This window comes from Ruegeria sp. BJ5, assembly GCF_056537865.1.
In genome coordinates, this window is sequence record NZ_JBQFSH010000002.1 from 224,920 (window position 1) to 242,652 (window position 17,733).

Genomic DNA, 17,733 nt, shown 5'->3' on the forward strand with positions numbered 1-17,733 from the left:
GAGAATTCCACGGCCACGTGATTATGCGAAAGCCTCGCCGGGGGCAATCGGGCAATGGCGGATTTGCGACCTCAGGTCAGTCGGAATTTTGATTGACCCGCCAATCAGGTCTCGAAACAGTGGGAAAACTTCTGAAGACGAGGCCCCAATGCAGACCATCCGCGAACCCGCCCGAGACATCCCCGTGGTGCACAAGACTGACGTACTGGTGGTGGGCTCTGGCCCGGCAGGGCTGGCCGCTGCGCTTGCGGCCGCACGCGCCGGGGCCGAGGTCGCTCTGCTGGACCGTTTCGGCTGCATGGGCGGCAATATCACCGCCGTCGGTGTCGAGGGCTTTGCCTGGTACCGACACGACAAGACCATCGAGGCCGGCGGCATCGGATGGGAGTTCGAGCAACGCGCCAAGGAGATGGGCGCGGCGGTCCCGGAAAGCCAATCGCTGAGCTACGAGTTGGACAGTGAGGGGTTCAAGCTGGTGGCTGACCGGTTGGTGGAAGAGGCCGGTGTCCGCCCGATGCTGCATCGCCAGTTCGTGGCCCCAATCATGGACGGCGACCGGATCACCGGTGTGATCACCGAGTCGAAGGCGGGGCGCGAGGCGATCCTTGCCCGTATCGTGATCGACGCCACCGGCGATGCCGACGTGGCCCACCGTGCCGGCGCCCCGACCCGCAAGACCGAGCCGGAACAGATGATGGCGGCCTCGGTCATGTTCCACCTGGCCGGGGTCGACAAGCGCGCCTTCATGGAGGGCGTAAAGGCCGACCCGCAGACCTACAAGGACTGGGGCGGCGGCGGCGAATGGAACATCGAAACCAGCGGCAAAGAGGACGACATGTTTTCGCCCTTCGTCTACAAGCCGTTCCAGCAGGCCATCGACCAAGGCCTGATCCCGGCGCATCTCAACACCATAGCGGGCACCTGGGGTGCAATGCACGACACGGGCGAGCTGACTTACATGAACCTGATCCACCTGGCCGGGATCGACGGGACGGACCCGGACAGCCTGACCAGGGGCGAAATCGAGGGCCGCCGCCAGACCATGCTGGCGATTGACGCTCTGCGCCGGTTCATGCCCGGATGCGAAAACGCACGGCTGCGCAACTTCGGCATGACCATCGGCATCCGTGACACCCGCAAGATCGACGCGGTCTACAACATGACCGAGGACGACGTGCGCCATCAGGGCCGGTTCGAGGACACGATCGGCATCTACCCCGAGTTCATCGACGGTTACGGCATCCTGATCCTGCCCACCACCGGTCGCTACATGCAGGTACCCTACCGTTCGATGCTGCCAAAGGGGGTGCGCGGGCTGCTGGTGGCTGGCCGGTCTCACGGGGCCGACCGCATCGCCCACGCGGCGACACGCAACATGGCCTGCTGCGCGGTGATGGGCCAAGGGGCCGGCATCGCGGCCGCCATCGCACTGAAAAGCAATCAGGAGCTGTCCGAATTGAACCTGACCCCGGTTCATTCCGAATTGGACAGACAAGGCGTGAGGATCCACTGATGGAACGCATCCCGACGATCGACATTGCGCCTTTGATGCAGGAGAACCACCCTGACCGCGGGAAAATCGTCCAGCAGGTCATGGATGCGTGCACCGGGATAGGTTTCCTTTCGATCACCGGCACCGGCATCCCGCCAGAGCTTGTCGAAAGGGTCCGGATTTGCGTTCGCGCAATCTTCGACGTGGACGAAGCCAGCAAATGGCAGCAGGCGATCACACGCGAGAACTATCGCGGATATATCCCGATGGGGTTCTTCACGCCCAATGACGGGTCGGGACATGCGGACAAGTATGAGGGCTACAAGCTGCACAACGAAGTGGCCGAGGATGCGCCCATCCGCCGGGATTGCGCGCTGTACGGACCCAATCTCTGGCCCGCAGAAGTACCGGATGCGCAGGACATCATCCTTGAATACTGGGTGCGATTGGATCAGGTGACCGACAGCTTGCTGGGCGCGTTGGAGGCCGGGCTGGAACTGCCTGCGGGTTGCCTGCGGAATGCCTTCTGCGACCCGTTGACCAACATGACTTTGCTGCACTACCCGCCGCAGGCCCCCGAAGAAGGCGGCTATGGCATCCACCCCCACAAAGACACTGACGCGTTGACCATCATCGCCCCCGACCCGGTGGGTGGGCTGGAGGTCCAGACGCGGGGTGGCGGCTGGATCACTCCCGACTGCCCGAACGGTGGTTTTGTCGTCAACATCGGGGACATGCTCGAGCTCTGGTCCGGCGGGCGCCTGAAATCGACCCCGCACCGCGTGGTCAACCGATCCGGAAAGGAGCGCTACTCCTTTCCCTATTTCGCGGTACCGCGGCACGACGTGGTGGTTTCTCCGCTGCTGCCGCCGCTGCCGGGATTTGACCGCCCGTCCGTGCATTGCGGTCACTGGTCCGCCGAGATCTGGCGCACCAACTGGTCCGACGAGACCGCCGCCGAAGACACGCCAGAACTGGGCACTCTGCACGACTGAGACACAAAAACACTGATCCATGAACCGCTTGCATCGCGGGCCTTCATCAGCCAAGAACAAGGGCAACGACGCAGTCAGGAGGCCGCGATGGCGTTGCCGGTTCGGGATCAATTCAGATATTGGGGCATCGCCGCTGCGATATTCATATTTCTGTTGTGGCTGCTGGGCGACGTTCTGCTGCCATTCGTGATCGGCGGCGCAGTGGCCTATTTCCTGGATCCCGTAGCCGATCGGCTGGAGAACATGGGGCTTTCCCGCGCGGCTGCGACGGCGATCATTACCGTCTTCAGCATTCTTGCCTTTGCCTTGATGATCCTGATGGTGGTTCCGGCCCTGATCACTCAGCTGATCGATCTGGTAGACGTACTGCCCAGCCTGTTCCAGGAATTGCGAGCCTTCGTCGAGCGGCAATTCCCGTCGCTGCTGGACCGGGAATCGAACACCCACCAGTTCCTTCTTTCAATGGGCGACACGCTGAAGGGCAAAACAGGCGACATCCTCGAAACGGTCATGGCCTCGGTCGGGTCAGCGGTGAACATCGTGGTCCTTTTGGTGATTGTTCCCGTCGTGGCCGTCTACCTTTTGCTGGATTGGGACCGGATGATCGCCCGGATCAACGATTTACTGCCCCGGGACCATGCGCCGACGATCCGCAAACTGGCGGCCGATATTGACGCTGTGCTTGCCTCGTTCGTGCGCGGCATGGGTACGGTTTGCCTTATCCTGGGCACCTACTATGCAGTTGCCTTGATGATCGTCGGCCTACAATTCGGCCTGGTGGTCGGTTTCATCGCCGGGTTGGTCACCTTCATTCCCTATCTGGGCGCTTTGATCGGCGGTACGCTGGCTATCGGCCTGGCGCTATTCCAATTCTGGGGTGACTGGGCTTCGATCGGGCTGGTGGCCGGGATATTCGCCATCGGCCAGGTCGTCGAAGGCAATTTCCTGACCCCCAAGCTGGTTGGTGACTCGGTCGGCCTTCACCCTGTCTGGTTGCTTCTGGCCTTGTCCGTCTTTGGCGCGCTGTTCGGGTTTGTCGGCATGCTGATCGCCGTTCCGGTCGCTGCGGCCTTGGGCGTGCTTGCACGTTTCGGAACTTCGCAATATCTGACAAGTCGCCTGTACACGGGGCGTGACGAGCTGGATCCGGAAAGCGAGTGAATGGCCAAACAGCTGAGCTTTGATCTTCCGGCGATGACGGCGCTGGGGCGCGAGGATTTTTTCGTATCCCCCGCGAATGCGCTGGCCGTCGCAATGATCTCGGCCAATTCATGGCCGGGCAATAAGCTGGTCCTGAGCGGCCCGGCCGGATCAGGTAAAACCCATCTTGCGCATGTCTGGGCCGCCGAGACAGGCGGGCGTATCGTGCAGGCCGCTGATCTGAAACACGAAGATGTTCCCGCACTTGCGCAAGGTCCCGTGGCGGTCGAGGACATCCCCATGATCGCCGGGGATATAGACCAGCAGAAAACCTTGTTTCACCTGCACAATCTGGTTCTGGCCGAGGGGCATGCCTTGCTGATGACCGGGCGCCTTGCTCCCAAATATTGGGAACTTCCGCTGGCCGATCTGCAAAGCCGGGTCGAGGGGGCCCATCATGTGGCGCTTGATCCGCCCGATGATGCCTTGCTGTGCGCGGTTCTGGCCAAGCTGTTCGTCGACCGACAGTTGAACCCGGGGCCGGACGTCATCGCCTACCTCGTCAAGCACATGGATCGCCGGTTTGAAACCGCAGCCGACGTGGTGGCCCAACTGGATCAGGTCGCTCTGGCCGAAAAGCGCGAGATCACACGGACCTTGGCCGTGCGCGTTCTGAACAACGAAATCGACACGGCGGTTTCCGGTGATTGACCCGTGGGGTCCGATTTCGCATCCTGCGCGAGGCAACGTTGGGGAGATCATGGAACAGAGCGCTGCAAGGATCCCGGACTGGGGACCATTCGGAAAACCGCTGTTCGACCATCCGGGAATCCGCGATCTCTCGCGCGTTGGCGTGGTGGATGTCGGGTCGAACTCGGTCCGGATGGTTATCTTTGACGGCGCGGCCCGGTCTCCCGCATATTTCTACAACGAAAAAGTCATGTGCGAGCTTGGCGCCGGGCTGTCGGAAACCGGCAGGCTGAACCCGCGCGGTCGCGTACGTGCGCTGGCGGCGCTGCGGCGCTTTGAGCACCTGTCCCGCGATCTTGGCCTTCCCGGACTGCACGTTGTGGCCACCGCCGCCGTGCGCGAGGCGGAAGACGGTCCGGAGTTCTGTCAGGAGGTTCTGGCCGAGACAGGGCTGCATATCTCGGTCATCGACGGCGAGGAAGAGGCCCGATTGTCGGCACAGGGTGTCCTGCTGGGCTGGCCCGGCGCCTACGGCCTGATCTGCGACATCGGTGGTTCGTCCATGGAGCTGGCAGAGATCGGCGGCGGATCGGTCGGACGGTGCGTGTCCTCGTCTCTGGGGCCGCTCAAACTCCGGGATATCAAGGGCGGACGCCGCGCCCGCAAGGCCCACATCAAGGAAACACTCGAGGCGCTGCGTGACCAGATGGGGCCGCAGCGCGACCGACTGTTCCTGGTCGGCGGAAGCTGGCGAGCCTTTGCAAGGTTGGACATGCTGCGCCGCGGATATCCGCTGAACGTGCTGCACGAATACCGCATGACCACCAAGCAGGTGCGCGAAACGATCAAGTTCATCGAAAAGGGCGACCACGAACACCTGCGCTCTCAGGCCGGGGTCTCAAGCTCGCGGATGGCCCTGATTCCCTACGCCATGGACGTGCTGTCGCGGCTGATCCGCACCTTCAAACCCAAAGACATCGCAATATCCAGCTATGGTATCCGCGAGGGCCTGTTGTACGAGCAGATGCCCCAGATTCTGCGGGATTGCGACCCTTTGATCGAGGCCTGCCGGTTCTCGGAACAAAAGGACGCTCGCCTGCCAGGTTTCGGGCCGCATCTTTATGATTTCGTGATGCCGCTGTTCCGGTCCGCCCCTCCGGCCCGAGTTCGGCTGATCAAGGCGGCCTGCCTGCTGCACGATGTCAGCTGGCGCGCCCACCCCGATTATCGGGCCGAGGTCTGTTTCGACAATGTGACTCGCGCCAACCTGGGCGGCCTGAAACACTCGGAACGTGTCTTCATCGGACTTGCCCTGCAGCATCGGTACCGGAACAAGCGAGAGGGCAACCGGTTCGCCCCTCTGTACGAACTGCTGGACGAGCGCGACCAGAAGCAGGCCGAGATTCTGGGAAAGGCCATGCGTTTTGGCGCAATGCTCTGGATGCAGAACGACGCGGCCACCGGAAAGTTGCGGTTCTACCCCAAGAAACGCGAACTGGAGTTTTATCTGCCCAAATCGCTCAGCCCCTTGTTCAACGAAGTGGCCGAGGCAAGGTTCGAGTCACTGGCGAACGCGCTGAAATCACGCCCGATCGTCAAAATCTAGGGCTGATCTGGACTATTAGATATCCGTTGCGCCTTCGTCGTCCTCTTTGGGGGCAACCTCGTCGGGCTGGTCGGGAACGTCCGGTTTCCTGCGGATGATAATGTCGCCATTGGGCAGCATCTCGGGCGCCTCATAGGCGCTCCAATCCTTGACCTTGCCGCCGATCTCGGCAAGGGCCGGGCCCATCTCCTCGATAAAGGACTGCATGGCCGGGCCGAATTCCTCGGCAAGCCCCAGAAGGTCCTCAAGGGCGGGCTCCATTTCCTTTCGCAGGCCCTCGAAGAACAGTTCGGCCCCCTGCTCCATCAGGGACTTACCGCCTTCGTCCTGGGCCGCGGCCGGCGCGGCAAAAAGGGCCGTGGCACCTATCAGCATCAATCGTTTCATGACCTGAAATATAAGGGGCGCGATCAGTTGTTGAAAGGGTCAGATGTCGATGTCCAGCGTCACCGGGAAATGATCAGAGGCCGTGACCAAGGCATCGCGCAATTCCGGCACCGTCCAGCAGTGCTCGTCCCGGAACGGGTGCCAAATGCGCCAGACCGGATTGCGGACCCTCAGATCCTCGCTGATCATGATGTAGTCCAGCAGCGCCTCCAGATATTGGCCTTCCTTCGGGCGGGCAAAGCGCGCGGTCGATGGGATCCAACCCGGCCGAGGTCGAAGTGCCTGTGCGGGATGCGGATCGTACAGGCCGGTTTCCAGAAGGATTTCCACCGATGACCGCCCGAAAAGATGTTCGAATTCATCCAATCCCGGCCCGTCATTCAAGTCTCCCAGCAAGATCACCGGTTCAGCAGCGGCTGTGTGCGCGCGCACACGGCGCGACAGCCAGACGGCCTGAGCCAACTGCTTGCGTCGGTTCGCGATAGAGATGCGCAAGGCTTCGTCGCGTGATTGGGCTCCGTGCGGCGCCTTGGACTTCAGATGTGCACCGATCAACCGGAACTCGAACCCGGCCCGGGTGCGGACCGCCAGTTCCATGGGGGGTTTTGAAAACCGCACCAGATCCTCGGTCGCGTCAATGTCCAGGTCGATCCGAAACTCGCGGTCAAAGCGTGGAAGATCGTCGGGGTCGTGGCCGCCATCTTGCACTCCTTTTGGGTCGTGCCGGGCGGTCAAGGCATCGGGATCATACAAGAGTGCCAGTTCCTGATGCGTATCGTTGGCGAAACCCATGATCGCATTGGATGTACGCAGATCGAACGTCTCGGCGAAATGCTGCAAGGCGCGCACCGTGTTTTGCGATTTGCCCGTATTCGGCGCCTCGACGATCAGCATGGCGTCGGCGTCGACGGCCGTCAGCACCGTCGCAATGGCCTCGATCTGCTGAGCCTTGGTGACATTGTGCCGCCCCGACCAGCTGTCATCGACAACCAGTTCATCATTGCGGTCGAACAAATTGGCGAACCATTCGATATTGTAGGTCGCCAGACGCATCGCCTCAGACCCGCGCGCCGTTGATTTCATCCCAGGCGCGGTTGATGTCGATCATCTTTTTCTCGGCAAGGCGAATTGCTTCTTCGGGAACACCCCGGGCCATCATCGCATCGGGATGTGTATCACGTACAAGCCTGCGCCAGATTTTTCGGATCTCGGGTAGCGGAGTGTCAGGGGTCACGCCCAGAACGGTGTAAGGATCCTTGGGCGCATCTGGAACGAAGCGCGCACGCAGGGCTTTGAACTGTGCATCAGTCTGGCCGAAAATCCGCGCCACATCCTCCAGAAACTCGTTTTCGTTGGGATGATAGAACCCGTCCGCCATGGCGATGTGAAACAGCCCCTCCATGAGGTCGCACAGGGTGGTGCTGTCTTCGGCGAACATGCGCGCGATCTTGCGTGCGTATTCCTGATACCCGGCCACATCCGTCCGGGCCATGTTGAACACGCGCGCCGCGCCGGCCTCTTCCTCCGGCGGAATGCGAAACACCTCGCGAAACGCGGTCACCTCGTCGCGGGTCACCTGCCCGTCCGCCTTGGCCATCTTTGCGCCCAAAGCGATGACAGCAATCGCGAAGGCCACCGAGCGTTCGGGCGGCGTGCGCAGCTTTTCAAAAACAGCCGTCAGGCTTTCACCTTTGGCAAGCGCGCTCAGCGCTTCGGATATGCGGGACCAGATCGACATGGGCGCACACTAGCGCGCCGAGTACGGACTGTCAGGTGCGACCATTCATTCCGGAGCCAGAATTTTCTGCATCAGCACAAGATCCAGCCAACGCCCCCATTTATGACCAACTTCCGGCATTCGGCCGACCGCCTCAAAACCGACCGCCGCATGAAAGGAAATCGCGCCCGGGTTCTCGGCCGAGATTCCAGCGACCAGAACATGCACGCCTTGCGATCGCGCCACCTCCTCCAAGGTTCGGATCAGCGCGCGACCCGCGCCCCGCCCCCGGCCTTCAGAAGCCAGCAGGATGGTGTGTTCCCGGCTGTGCGCATATCCGGGACCCGAGCGAAAACCGCCGTAAGTCGCATATCCCACGACACGGCCGTCAAGCTCGGCAACTTGGAACGCCAGCCCTCGCTCGTCGATATCCCGCGCGATTTCTTCGGGGCTTCGCTCGGTCGTGGTAAACGTGATCAGCGTCTCGCGGATGATCGAATTGGTGATCTCCGCAATTTCAGCCGCATCCCGGGGCAGAGCCGGGCGAATGATCATTCCAGTACCCGCGGTCCGTGCGGCGTTTCAAATTCAGCCCGCAGAGCCGCAGGCCCGGAATCAAAAACTACCCTGTCGAGCGGGCCGAGCAATTGCGCCAAATCCAGCGCGTCCGGGTGAAAGACCACCAGCCGCCGCAGGTGGCAGCCACTGGCCCGCAGCATGCCAGCCGGATGCAAGTCACCTTGCCATTGAATTAAGGCGGGAAACAGGTTGTCGAACGGCAAACGCCCCGATCCCGGCACCGCCATCCTCCACCGCAAGGCACCACGATCAAGTTCATGGATATCGCCTATGTCGATTGAGAATCCATCGACATAGGCCTGCAGATCCGAAACCTGGCAGACCCAGTTGCTGAGCCTCGGCGGCCCCGAGAAACGATCAAGATCAAACCAACGTGGCCGCCCAGGATCGGCAGCGTCCGGGTCAATCGCGATCGCTTCAAGATACAGGCCCTCGTCCAGCCCAAGAAGCTTGTTGTAGGTGCCGAATTTTCCATGTGTGCCACCGGGCACCATCGGAATACCCAAGGCCTGCTCTACATGCGCGACCGCCTCGTCCAAGGTCGACGCGGCCACCGCCAGATGATCAAGCTCCATAATTCCGCCTCCAGCGTCCAAAACCGACCTCATGCCATCGGATACCATGAAAAGTCCGACTTGGGCACTTCATCTGACACCAAACATCCCCGCGGGCGATGCCCGAGGCCACAGGCATCGCGCACAAGGGGGCAGAAAGCCCCCAAAAGTCACAGCTCAGGCGCGCGCCTCGCGGATCAGGCGCAGAATGTCCTGCGCCGCCTCGGGGATGTTGGTCCCCGGCCCGAAGATGGCCTTGACCCCGTGATCATACAAGAACTGATAATCCTGCTGGGGGATGACGCCACCACAAATCACGATGATATCCTCGGCGCCCGCCTTCTTCAGTTCTTCCACCAATTGCGGTGCCAGCGTCTTGTGGCCCGCCGCCTGGCTGGAAATGCCAACCACATGCACGTCATTGTCGATCGCGTCCTGCGCGGCTTCGGCCGGGGTCTGGAACAGCGGCCCCACGTCCACGTCGAAACCGATATCGGCGAAGGCGGTGGCGATCACCTTGGCCCCGCGGTCGTGACCGTCCTGGCCCATCTTGACCACCAGAAGACGCGGGCGGCGGCCTTCTTCCTCGGCGAATTCCTCGATCGATTTCTGGATGGCGGCAAAGCCCTCGTCACCTTCATAGGCCGCGCCATAGACACCAGCCAGCGTTTTCACTTCGGCCCGATGACGGCCGAATTCCTTTTCCATTGCCATGCTGATCTCTCCTACGGTTGCGCGGGCACGCGCGGCCTCGACCGCGGCTTCCAGCAGGTTGCCCCCCTCTTTCGCGCGCCGGGTCAGTTCGTCCAACGCAGCCTGACAGGCGGCCTCGTCCCGGGTCGCGCGGATGCGTTCCAGCCGGGCGATCTGCGCCTCGCGGACGGCCTGGTTGTCGACCTCGAGGATCTCGATCGGGTCTTCCTTGTCCTTGCGGTACTTGTTGACGCCGACGATTACTTCTTCGCCACGGTCGATCATGGCCTGACGGCGCGCGGCGCTTTCCTCGATCCGCAGCTTGGGCATGCCGCTGGCAACCGCCTTGGTCATGCCGCCCATCTCCTCGACCTCTTCCATCAGGGCCCAGGCTTTTTCGACCAGCTCATTGGTCAGGCTTTCCACATAGTAGGAGCCGGCCAACGGATCGACCACATCGGTAACGCCGGTTTCTTCCTGCAACACCAACTGTGTATTCCGCGCAATTCGGGCCGAGAAATCGGTGGGCAGAGCAATCGCCTCGTCCAGCGCGTTGGTATGCAGCGACTGTGTACCGCCCAGCACCGCGCTCATCGCCTCGTATGCGGTCCGGATCACGTTGTTGTAGGGGTCCTGTTCCTGCAACGACACGCCCGAAGTCTGGCAGTGGGTGCGCAGCATCTTCGAGCGGTCCGACTTGGCCCCGAATTCGGTCATCACCCGGTGCCACAGCGTACGCGCGGCGCGCAGCTTGGCGATCTCCATGAAAAAGTTCATACCTATGGCAAAGAAGAACGACAGACGGCCAGCGAACTTGTCCACGTCCATTCCCGCGTCGATGGCTGCGCGCACATATTCGCGCCCGTCGGCCAGGGTATAGGCCAGCTCCTGCACCAGGTTCGCCCCGGCCTCTTGCATGTGGTAGCCCGAGATCGAGATCGAGTTGAACTTGGGCATCTCGTTCGAGGTATATTCGATGATGTCCGAGATGATCCGCATGGAAGGCTCAGGCGGGTAGATATAGGTGTTGCGGACCATGAATTCCTTCAGAATGTCGTTCTGAATGGTACCCGCAAGAACCGATTTGTCGTGGCCCTGCTCTTCGCCGGTGACGATGAAATTGGCCAGGATCGGAATCACCGCGCCGTTCATCGTCATCGAGACCGAGACCTGATCCAGCGGGATGCCGTCGAACAGGATCTTCATGTCCTCGACGCTGTCGATGGCCACACCGGCCTTACCCACATCACCCACCACGCGCGGGTGGTCGCTGTCATAGCCGCGGTGCGTGGCCAGATCGAACGCGACCGAAACGCCCTGCTGACCGGCCGCAAGGTTGCGGCGGTAGAAGGCATTCGATTCTTCAGCCGTGGAAAACCCCGCATACTGGCGGATGGTCCACGGACGCCCTGCATACATGGTTGCCTTCACACCGCGTGTGAAAGGCCCGAAGCCGGGCAACGACCCGATATGCGGCAGGTTCTCGATGTCGTCCTGCGTGTAAAGCGGCTTGACCTCGATCCCCTCCAGCGTCGTCTTGGAGAGGTCTTCGACAGGGCGCCCACGCAGCTCCTTTTCGGCCAGGGCGCGCCAATCCTTCGTGTTGGTCATAGCGTAATCCTCTTGTCTGTTCCCGTCGCGGGCCCGCATGGCACGCCGAGGGGCTGGGTATGTGTATGAAGGGGCCGACCAGACGCACGGCAGATCCGATCATTCATTTTTTTGATAGTCGCACGCATTTCGCCGGTCGCATTCGCGGCAACTGGGTCTATATTCAAAGGAACAGGAGACCACATGACCCGCACGCTTGCCCTTGTTTTGTCAGCTTTTTTGCCTGTGGCCGCCGTCGCCGCCGACGGTGCGGCCCCGGATGAAACCGCGTATATCCGGCCAGCCGGAGACAGCGATCTGAACGAGTTTCTGTGGACACACCGCCCCATAGTGGTGTTCGCCGATACGCCAGCCGACCCCAGATTCCAGCAACAGATCGACATGTTGCTGGAGGGCGAAGACATGATGCGTGACCGGGACGTCATCGTTCTGACCGACACCGACCCTTCGGCGCGCTCCCCGATCCGGACGCAACTGCGCCCGCGCGGGTTCGCGATGGTCTTCGTCGACAAGGACGGTGTGGTGAAGCTGCGCAAGCCCACGCCGTGGAGCGTGCGCGAGATCAGCCGCTCCATCGACAAGACCCCCCTGCGCGAGCGCGAAGTCCGCGAGCGGCGCTGACGACCGCAATCCGCCCGGCGGAGGGGGTCTGCCACGCCCGCCTCATCCGCACCGACGGTGCAGATGGCGGCCGAACGGGCAAAACCCACATTTTCCGGGCAGGCACACATGGGCGTTATTCGAACTCCATGATCACGTCATCGACGGCCAGGCTGTCGCCCGGACCGGCGTTGATCTTGGAGACAACGCCTCGGCGCTCGGCGCGCAGGATGTTCTCCATCTTCATCGCCTCGACCGTGCACAGCGCCTGACCTTCCTGCACCTCTTGGCCGACCTCGACATCGATCTTCACGATCAGGCCCGGCATCGGGCACAGCAGCATCTTCGAGGTGTCTGGCGGCAGTTTCTCGGGCATCAGCTTGGCCAGTTCGGCAGCGCGCGGCCGGCGCACATGCACCTTCATATCCGCCCCCCGGTTACGGATGCGGAACCCGCCCGAGATCTTGCCGACCTTCAGCACAAGCGGGCTACCGTCCACGTCCAGAACCGCCAACTGGTCACCTGGCGTCCAGTCCGAGCTGACGCGCAGGGCGGATCCGTCCTCGAACTTGACCGTGGCACCGTCGCGGTCTGCATTCACCTGCACCGCATATTCCTGCCCCTGCAGCGTGACCACCCAACGCTTGCCGACTTTTCGCTCGTGATTGTCCATCCGGCCCGACACACGGGTGCGACGGATCTCGGCCACCCGGTGCATCGCAGCGCACGAGGCCGCGATGCGGCGCAGGTCGCCTTCGGGCAGTTCGACACCGTTGAACCCATCGGGATATTCCTCGGCGATGAAGGCGGTGGTCATATCACCACTGACGAATTTCGGATGATCCATCACCGCCGACAGGAACGGCAGGTTGTGGCCGATGCCTTCGACCTCGAAACTGTCCAGCGCCACGCGCATCGCCTCGATCGCTTGCTCGCGGGTCGGCGCCCAGGTGCACAGCTTGGCGATCATCGGGTCATAATACATGCTGATCTCGCCGCCTTCATAGACGCCGGTATCGTTGCGCACAGCTGTCTCGCCACTGGGCGCATCGCCCTGCCATTTGCCGTTTTCCAGCAGCGGCCCCGCGGCCACCTCCTGCGGCGGACGATAGCGGGTCAGCCGCCCGATTGAGGGCAGGAAGTTGCGATAAGGATCCTCGGCATACAGCCGGTTCTCGATCGCCCAGCCGGTCAGCTTGACGTCGTCCTGGGTGATCGACAGAGGCTCGCCTGCGGCGACGCGGATCATCTGTTCGACCAGATCGACACCGGTGATCAGCTCGGTCACCGGGTGTTCCACCTGCAGGCGGGTGTTCATTTCCAGGAAGTAGAAATTCTTGTCGCCATCCACGATGAATTCCACCGTGCCCGCGCTGGCGTACCCCACGGCCTTGGCAAGCGCCACGGCCTGTTCGCCCATCGCGCGGCGGGTCGCCTCGTCGAGGAAGGGCGACGGGGCCTCTTCCACCACTTTCTGGTTGCGGCGCTGGATCGAGCATTCACGCTCGCCGAGGTAGATGCCGTTGCCATGCGTGTCGCACAGAACCTGAATCTCGATGTGGCGCGGTTGCGTCACGAATTTCTCGATGAAGATCCGGTCATCCCCGAACGAATTCGCTGCCTCGTTCTTCGAGCTTTGAAAACCCTCGCGCGCCTCCTCGTCGTTCCAGGCGATGCGCATGCCTTTGCCGCCCCCGCCGGCGCTGGCCTTGATCATCACCGGATAGCCGATCTGCTGGCTGATCTTCACCGCCTCGTCCGCATCCTCGATCAGGCCCATGTATCCGGGAACGGTGCTGACATCGGCCTCCTGCGCGATCTTCTTCGAGGTGATCTTGTCACCCATGGCTTCGATCGCCCCTTTCGGGGGGCCCACGAACACGACGCCTTCGGCCTCAAGCGCTTCGGCGAATTTCGCGTTTTCGGACAGGAAGCCATAGCCCGGATGCACCGCCTGCGCGCCCGTCTGGCGGATGGCGTCCATCACCTTGTCGATCACGATATAGGACTGGTTCGCCGGCGGGGGGCCGATGTGAACAGCCTCGTCGGCCATTTCCACATGCAACGCGTGCTTGTCGGCATCCGAGTAGATGGCGACAGTACCGATTCCCATTTTCCGAGCGGTCTTGATGACCCGGCAGGCAATCTCGCCTCGGTTGGCGATCAGGATCTTGTTGAACATGGAACGTCCTCTGTCTTTGTGTTCTGGACAAACGAAAACGCCGCTGCCGGGCTGATGCCCCGCAACGGCGTTCCGTCAAGTGATGACCGGGACGGCGCGCGCCCCGGAAAACCGGTATCAGTTACAGTTGTTTTGCGTCTTGCAATATAGCACGTTGCCGGCTGCGCCGACCGCAGCCCCAAGGATCGGGTCCGCGCTGAGAACCGCAGCCCCGACAGCCCCGACACCGCCGCCAAGCAGCGCCTGTTCCCCGGTTGAATCGCCGCAGGCTGCCAACCCGCCACAGGTTGCGAGCGCAAGGAAAACTCGTGAGATTCGCATGTATACTGCCCCTTTTGGTTTCTTGTCGAATTGAACAGCAAATGCCTGAATCGGGCTTTGTTATTCAATATCAAACGGGGTGAAACAGGGCTTTGCGCAGGTTTTTGCCGCCTTGGGTCCGCAGTTCGGGCAAAGAAAAGCGCGGGCAGGTCTGTGTTGGAAACACGGTCCTGCCCGCGGAAGGAAGGGGTACGGAATAGTAGGTGCATGTGCGGCGCAGGCAAAGTCGAGCCGCACGGCCCGTTCACCTTGCACAGCAAAAATGCGGCCGCCAACGGATCAATTGCACTGCCGGAAATTCCGGCTGGAAATTGCCCATTCCCGGAAACGGCGCGCAGGTTCGTGCCGAAAGAGCCCGGTTTGCAACGGGTTCCGGCACAGACTTCAGCCATCACTGGGCGCCGACTGGACCGCATATCCGGTCGCCGCCGGATCGCGCTCCAAGCAGATGAACCCATGATATTTGGCTGAAGGCTCATGCCGAACTATGCCTCCTCACCGAAGATATCGGGGAAGGATTGCCGCGCGGTCTCAACGTCGATCATCAGCCACGCATCATAGCTGGCCGGATCGAACGGATCCTCGGCCGGCACGACCTCGCGCCCAAACAGCCAGCTGAGGCGACCAGCGTCCAAATTTCCGCGTTCAAACGGCCGGTCACCGAAATGCTCCCACAAAGCTTCGAGGAATGCCGTATCGGCACGCTTGTCCGCGGCTTTTCGGTCCCGAAAGCGTTCACGGCGGGTCAATGGCGTCACGCCCTTGGGGTTGGCCCGGCGGATCGTGAACTGGAAATCGGTTCCCGGCAGCCGTCCCGGGAATCCACGGTGCTTCAACATGCCGGCACCTCGTTCAAAAAACCGGTCCGCGACGGGCACCCGCGCAGGGATGAATGTGTCATGCGTATCTCCAAAGCCGCATCAGTTTCTCGGAATGCTCCGACGACATGAGATCGGGAAATCATGTTCAGAGTCCCTCCCAGATACATGCGGATTGGTCCAACCGGTAGGCTTCAAAATACTGCGTCGCGTCCGGAGACGAGTTGCCGAATTCCACCGGGCGGTCGGACAGCGAGATCACGACCCGCGCCGGGCTGAGTTGATGGTGCTCGACATAAGGAATGGCCAGAGTCTGACACAGGTGCTCCATGTCGGTCGCGGCCACGTCATAGCCGATACCACCCACCTCATCGCCGATCTTGGGCGCGACAAACCGAAACCGCAGCCAGAGTTCGCCCGGGTTGGTATCGACCAGAACATCCTCAAGTGTCACCGGCTGGCCGGATGGAACCGGCAACAGGTTCCCGTCCTGCGCGATACCGGGCGATCCAAAACACATTAAAGCCAGAACAAGAGCGCGACCCCGGACCCGCCATAGGCAGGCTCCTCCTTCCGGGGTCGCAGGCGCCAGGATCATCTCCTGCGCTGTTCCGTATCTGGTGGCTGGGATCATGAAACGGTTTTGTGTCAGCGGTCAATCGGGAACATTCGTGGATCGAACCGGGGCAAAGCGCCCCGGCGGATTACAGCGGAATGTTGTCGTGTTTCTTCCAAGGGTTCTTCAGCTGCTTGTTGCGCAGGCTGGCAAAGGCCCGCGACACACGGCGGCGCGTCGAGTGCGGCATGATCACCTCGTCGATGAAGCCGCGTTCGGCGGCAACAAACGGGTTGGCGAACCGATCCTCATAGTCCTGAGTGTGCTTCGCGATCTTGCCCGGGTCTCCCAGATCGGCGCGGTGGATGATTTCGGTTGCACCCTTCGCGCCCATCACCGCGATTTCGGCGGTTGGCCAGGCATAGTTGAAATCACCGCGCAGGTGCTTTGACGCCATGACGTCATAGGCGCCGCCGTAAGCCTTGCGGGTGATCACGGTCACCTTGGGCACAGTCGCTTCGCCATAGGCAAACAACAGTTTGGCGCCATGTTTGATAACACCGCCGTATTCCTGACTGGTGCCGGGCAAAAAGCCGGGAACATCCACCAGGGTTAGGATCGGAATCTCAAAGCAGTCGCAGAACCGAACAAACCGTGCGGCCTTGCGGCTGCTGTCAATGTCCAGACACCCCGCCAGAACCATCGGCTGGTTTGCCACCACGCCGACGGTCTGCCCCTCAAGTCGGATGAAGCCAGTGATGATGTTCTTCGCGAAATCCTCCTGGATTTCGTAGAAATCACCCTCATCGGCTACCTTGGTGATCAGTTCCTTCATGTCGTAGGGGGTGTTGGGGTTTTCCGGGACCAGCGTGTCCAGAGAAGTCTCGATCCGCCCCGGCTCGTCAAAGAACGGGCGCACGGGCGGCTTTTCCCGGTTGTTGAGCGGCAGGAAGTCGACCAGCCGCCGCACCTCGGCCAGCGCCTCGACATCGTTTTCGAAAGCGCCATCAGCCACACTGGACTTTTTGGTATGGGTCGACGCCCCGCCCAGCTCCTCGGCGGTGACGACCTCGTTGGTGACGGTCTTCACCACGTCGGGGCCAGTCACGAACATATAAGAAGTGTCTTTGACCATGAAAATGAAGTCGGTCATCGCCGGGCTGTAGACTGCGCCACCGGCACACGGGCCCATGATCACCGAAATCTGCGGCACCACACCCGAGGCCATGATGTTGCGCTGGAACACCTCGGCATAGCCCGCCAGCGAGGCAACGCCTTCCTGGATTCGCGCACCACCCGAGTCGTTGATGCCGATTACAGGCGCGCCGTTCTGCATGGCCATATCCATGATCTTGCAGATCTTCTGTGCATGGGTTTCCGACAGAGAACCGCCAAACACGGTAAAGTCCTGGCTGAACACATAGACCATGCGGCCATTGATCGTGCCCCAGCCGGTCACTACACCGTCGCCCGCAGGTTTTTGTTTTTCCATGCCGAAATCGGTGCAGCGATGGGTCACGAACATGTCGAACTCTTCAAAGCTGCCCTCATCGACCAGAAGCTCGATCCGCTCGCGCGCCGTCAGCTTGCCCCGCGCATGTTGCGCATCGATCCGTTTTTGCCCGCCACCCAGGCGCGCGTCCTCACGGCGGTTCTCAAGCTCGGCAAGGATGTCCTTCATCACGATTTTCCCCTGTCAAATTTGTCGCGACAATATAGATTGCTCCGCATCACCCAAAGGCCTTTTCGGCAAATTTGCAAATTTTTGGCAATTACATTTCTGAGAATTGCA

The 17,733-nt window shown here is 61.4% G+C and carries 17 protein-coding genes; 6 read left to right on the top strand and 11 right to left on the bottom strand.

All coding sequences use genetic code 11. From position 1 onward, the window contains the following. The first annotated feature begins 148 nt into the window (after positions 1–148). The 5 genes from ACR0NY_RS08585 (at position 149) to ACR0NY_RS08605 (ending at position 5,923) form a co-directional block, all read left to right on the top strand. Positions 149–1,513 carry an FAD-dependent oxidoreductase gene (locus tag ACR0NY_RS08585; RefSeq protein ID WP_170368114.1) on the top strand — a complete coding sequence of 455 codons (1,365 nt, stop codon included), beginning with the start codon at positions 149–151 and terminating at the stop codon, positions 1,511–1,513. Beyond that, complete coding sequence (locus tag ACR0NY_RS08590; RefSeq protein ID WP_170368112.1) at positions 1,513–2,487, top strand: isopenicillin N synthase family dioxygenase; 975 nt, start codon at positions 1,513–1,515, stop codon at positions 2,485–2,487. The genes ACR0NY_RS08585 and ACR0NY_RS08590 overlap by 1 nt, the downstream gene beginning before the upstream one ends. A gap of 87 nt (positions 2,488–2,574) precedes the next feature. Beyond that, positions 2,575–3,648 (top strand): AI-2E family transporter, encoded by a 1,074-nt coding sequence (locus tag ACR0NY_RS08595; RefSeq protein WP_170368108.1) that lies wholly within the window; start codon positions 2,575–2,577, stop codon positions 3,646–3,648. Continuing rightward, on the top strand, positions 3,649–4,338 hold the full coding sequence (locus tag ACR0NY_RS08600; RefSeq protein WP_170340214.1) for an HdaA/DnaA family protein: 690 nt from the start codon (positions 3,649–3,651) through the stop codon (positions 4,336–4,338). It begins immediately after the preceding gene. A 49-nt stretch (positions 4,339–4,387) separates the two neighbouring features. Beyond that, on the top strand, positions 4,388–5,923 hold the full coding sequence (locus tag ACR0NY_RS08605; RefSeq protein WP_170340212.1) for a Ppx/GppA family phosphatase: 1,536 nt from the start codon (positions 4,388–4,390) through the stop codon (positions 5,921–5,923). 15 nt (positions 5,924–5,938) lie between these two features. Here ACR0NY_RS08605 and ACR0NY_RS08610 read toward each other — a convergent pair whose 3' ends face one another. From ACR0NY_RS08610 to scpA, 6 genes are all read right to left on the bottom strand, one after another. Continuing rightward, the gene (locus ACR0NY_RS08610) at positions 5,939–6,298 is read right to left on the bottom strand and encodes a hypothetical protein (protein WP_254432848.1); all 360 of its coding nucleotides are present in this window, start codon (positions 6,296–6,298) and stop codon (positions 5,939–5,941) included. Positions 6,299–6,349: 51 nt separating this feature from the next. Further along, a complete protein-coding gene (locus ACR0NY_RS08615; RefSeq protein ID WP_170340536.1) occupies positions 6,350–7,363 on the bottom strand; it encodes an endonuclease/exonuclease/phosphatase family protein in 1,014 nt (337 codons plus the stop codon). Positions 7,364–7,367: 4 nt separating this feature from the next. Then, positions 7,368–8,048: a molecular chaperone DjiA gene (locus ACR0NY_RS08620; RefSeq protein WP_170340209.1), complete on the bottom strand. Its 681-nt coding sequence runs from the start codon at positions 8,046–8,048 to the stop codon at positions 7,368–7,370. A 45-nt stretch (positions 8,049–8,093) separates the two neighbouring features. Beyond that, complete coding sequence (locus ACR0NY_RS08625; RefSeq protein WP_170340207.1) at positions 8,094–8,582, bottom strand: GNAT family N-acetyltransferase; 489 nt, start codon at positions 8,580–8,582, stop codon at positions 8,094–8,096. Further along, entirely contained in the window at positions 8,579–9,181 is a 603-nt protein-coding gene (locus tag ACR0NY_RS08630; protein WP_170368106.1) for a VOC family protein, read from the bottom strand. The genes ACR0NY_RS08625 and ACR0NY_RS08630 overlap by 4 nt, the downstream gene beginning before the upstream one ends. 156 nt (positions 9,182–9,337) lie before the next feature. After that, positions 9,338–11,503, bottom strand: coding sequence for a methylmalonyl-CoA mutase (gene scpA, locus ACR0NY_RS08635; protein ID WP_170368104.1), 2,166 nt, complete (start codon positions 11,501–11,503; stop codon positions 9,338–9,340). A 144-nt stretch (positions 11,504–11,647) separates the two neighbouring features. Here scpA and ACR0NY_RS08640 point away from each other — a divergent pair, with 144 nt between their 5' ends. Then, complete coding sequence (locus tag ACR0NY_RS08640; protein ID WP_170368102.1) at positions 11,648–12,085, top strand: DUF4174 domain-containing protein; 438 nt, start codon at positions 11,648–11,650, stop codon at positions 12,083–12,085. Positions 12,086–12,200: 115 nt separating this feature from the next. Here ACR0NY_RS08640 and ACR0NY_RS08645 read toward each other — a convergent pair whose 3' ends face one another. From ACR0NY_RS08645 to ACR0NY_RS08665, 5 genes are all read right to left on the bottom strand, one after another. Continuing rightward, on the bottom strand, positions 12,201–14,246 hold the full coding sequence (locus ACR0NY_RS08645) for an acetyl-CoA carboxylase biotin carboxylase subunit (protein WP_170368100.1): 2,046 nt from the start codon (positions 14,244–14,246) through the stop codon (positions 12,201–12,203). A 117-nt stretch (positions 14,247–14,363) separates the two neighbouring features. Then, on the bottom strand, positions 14,364–14,567 hold the full coding sequence (locus tag ACR0NY_RS08650; protein WP_093964781.1) for a hypothetical protein: 204 nt from the start codon (positions 14,565–14,567) through the stop codon (positions 14,364–14,366). Between the two features lie 485 nt (positions 14,568–15,052). Then, complete coding sequence (locus tag ACR0NY_RS08655; protein ID WP_170368098.1) at positions 15,053–15,406, bottom strand: hypothetical protein; 354 nt, start codon at positions 15,404–15,406, stop codon at positions 15,053–15,055. A 127-nt stretch (positions 15,407–15,533) separates the two neighbouring features. After that, positions 15,534–16,019 (bottom strand): DUF6497 family protein, encoded by a 486-nt coding sequence (locus tag ACR0NY_RS08660; RefSeq protein ID WP_170368097.1) that lies wholly within the window; start codon positions 16,017–16,019, stop codon positions 15,534–15,536. A gap of 70 nt (positions 16,020–16,089) precedes the next feature. After that, complete coding sequence (locus ACR0NY_RS08665; RefSeq protein WP_093964779.1) at positions 16,090–17,622, bottom strand: acyl-CoA carboxylase subunit beta; 1,533 nt, start codon at positions 17,620–17,622, stop codon at positions 16,090–16,092. Positions 17,623–17,733: the final 111 nt, after the last annotated feature.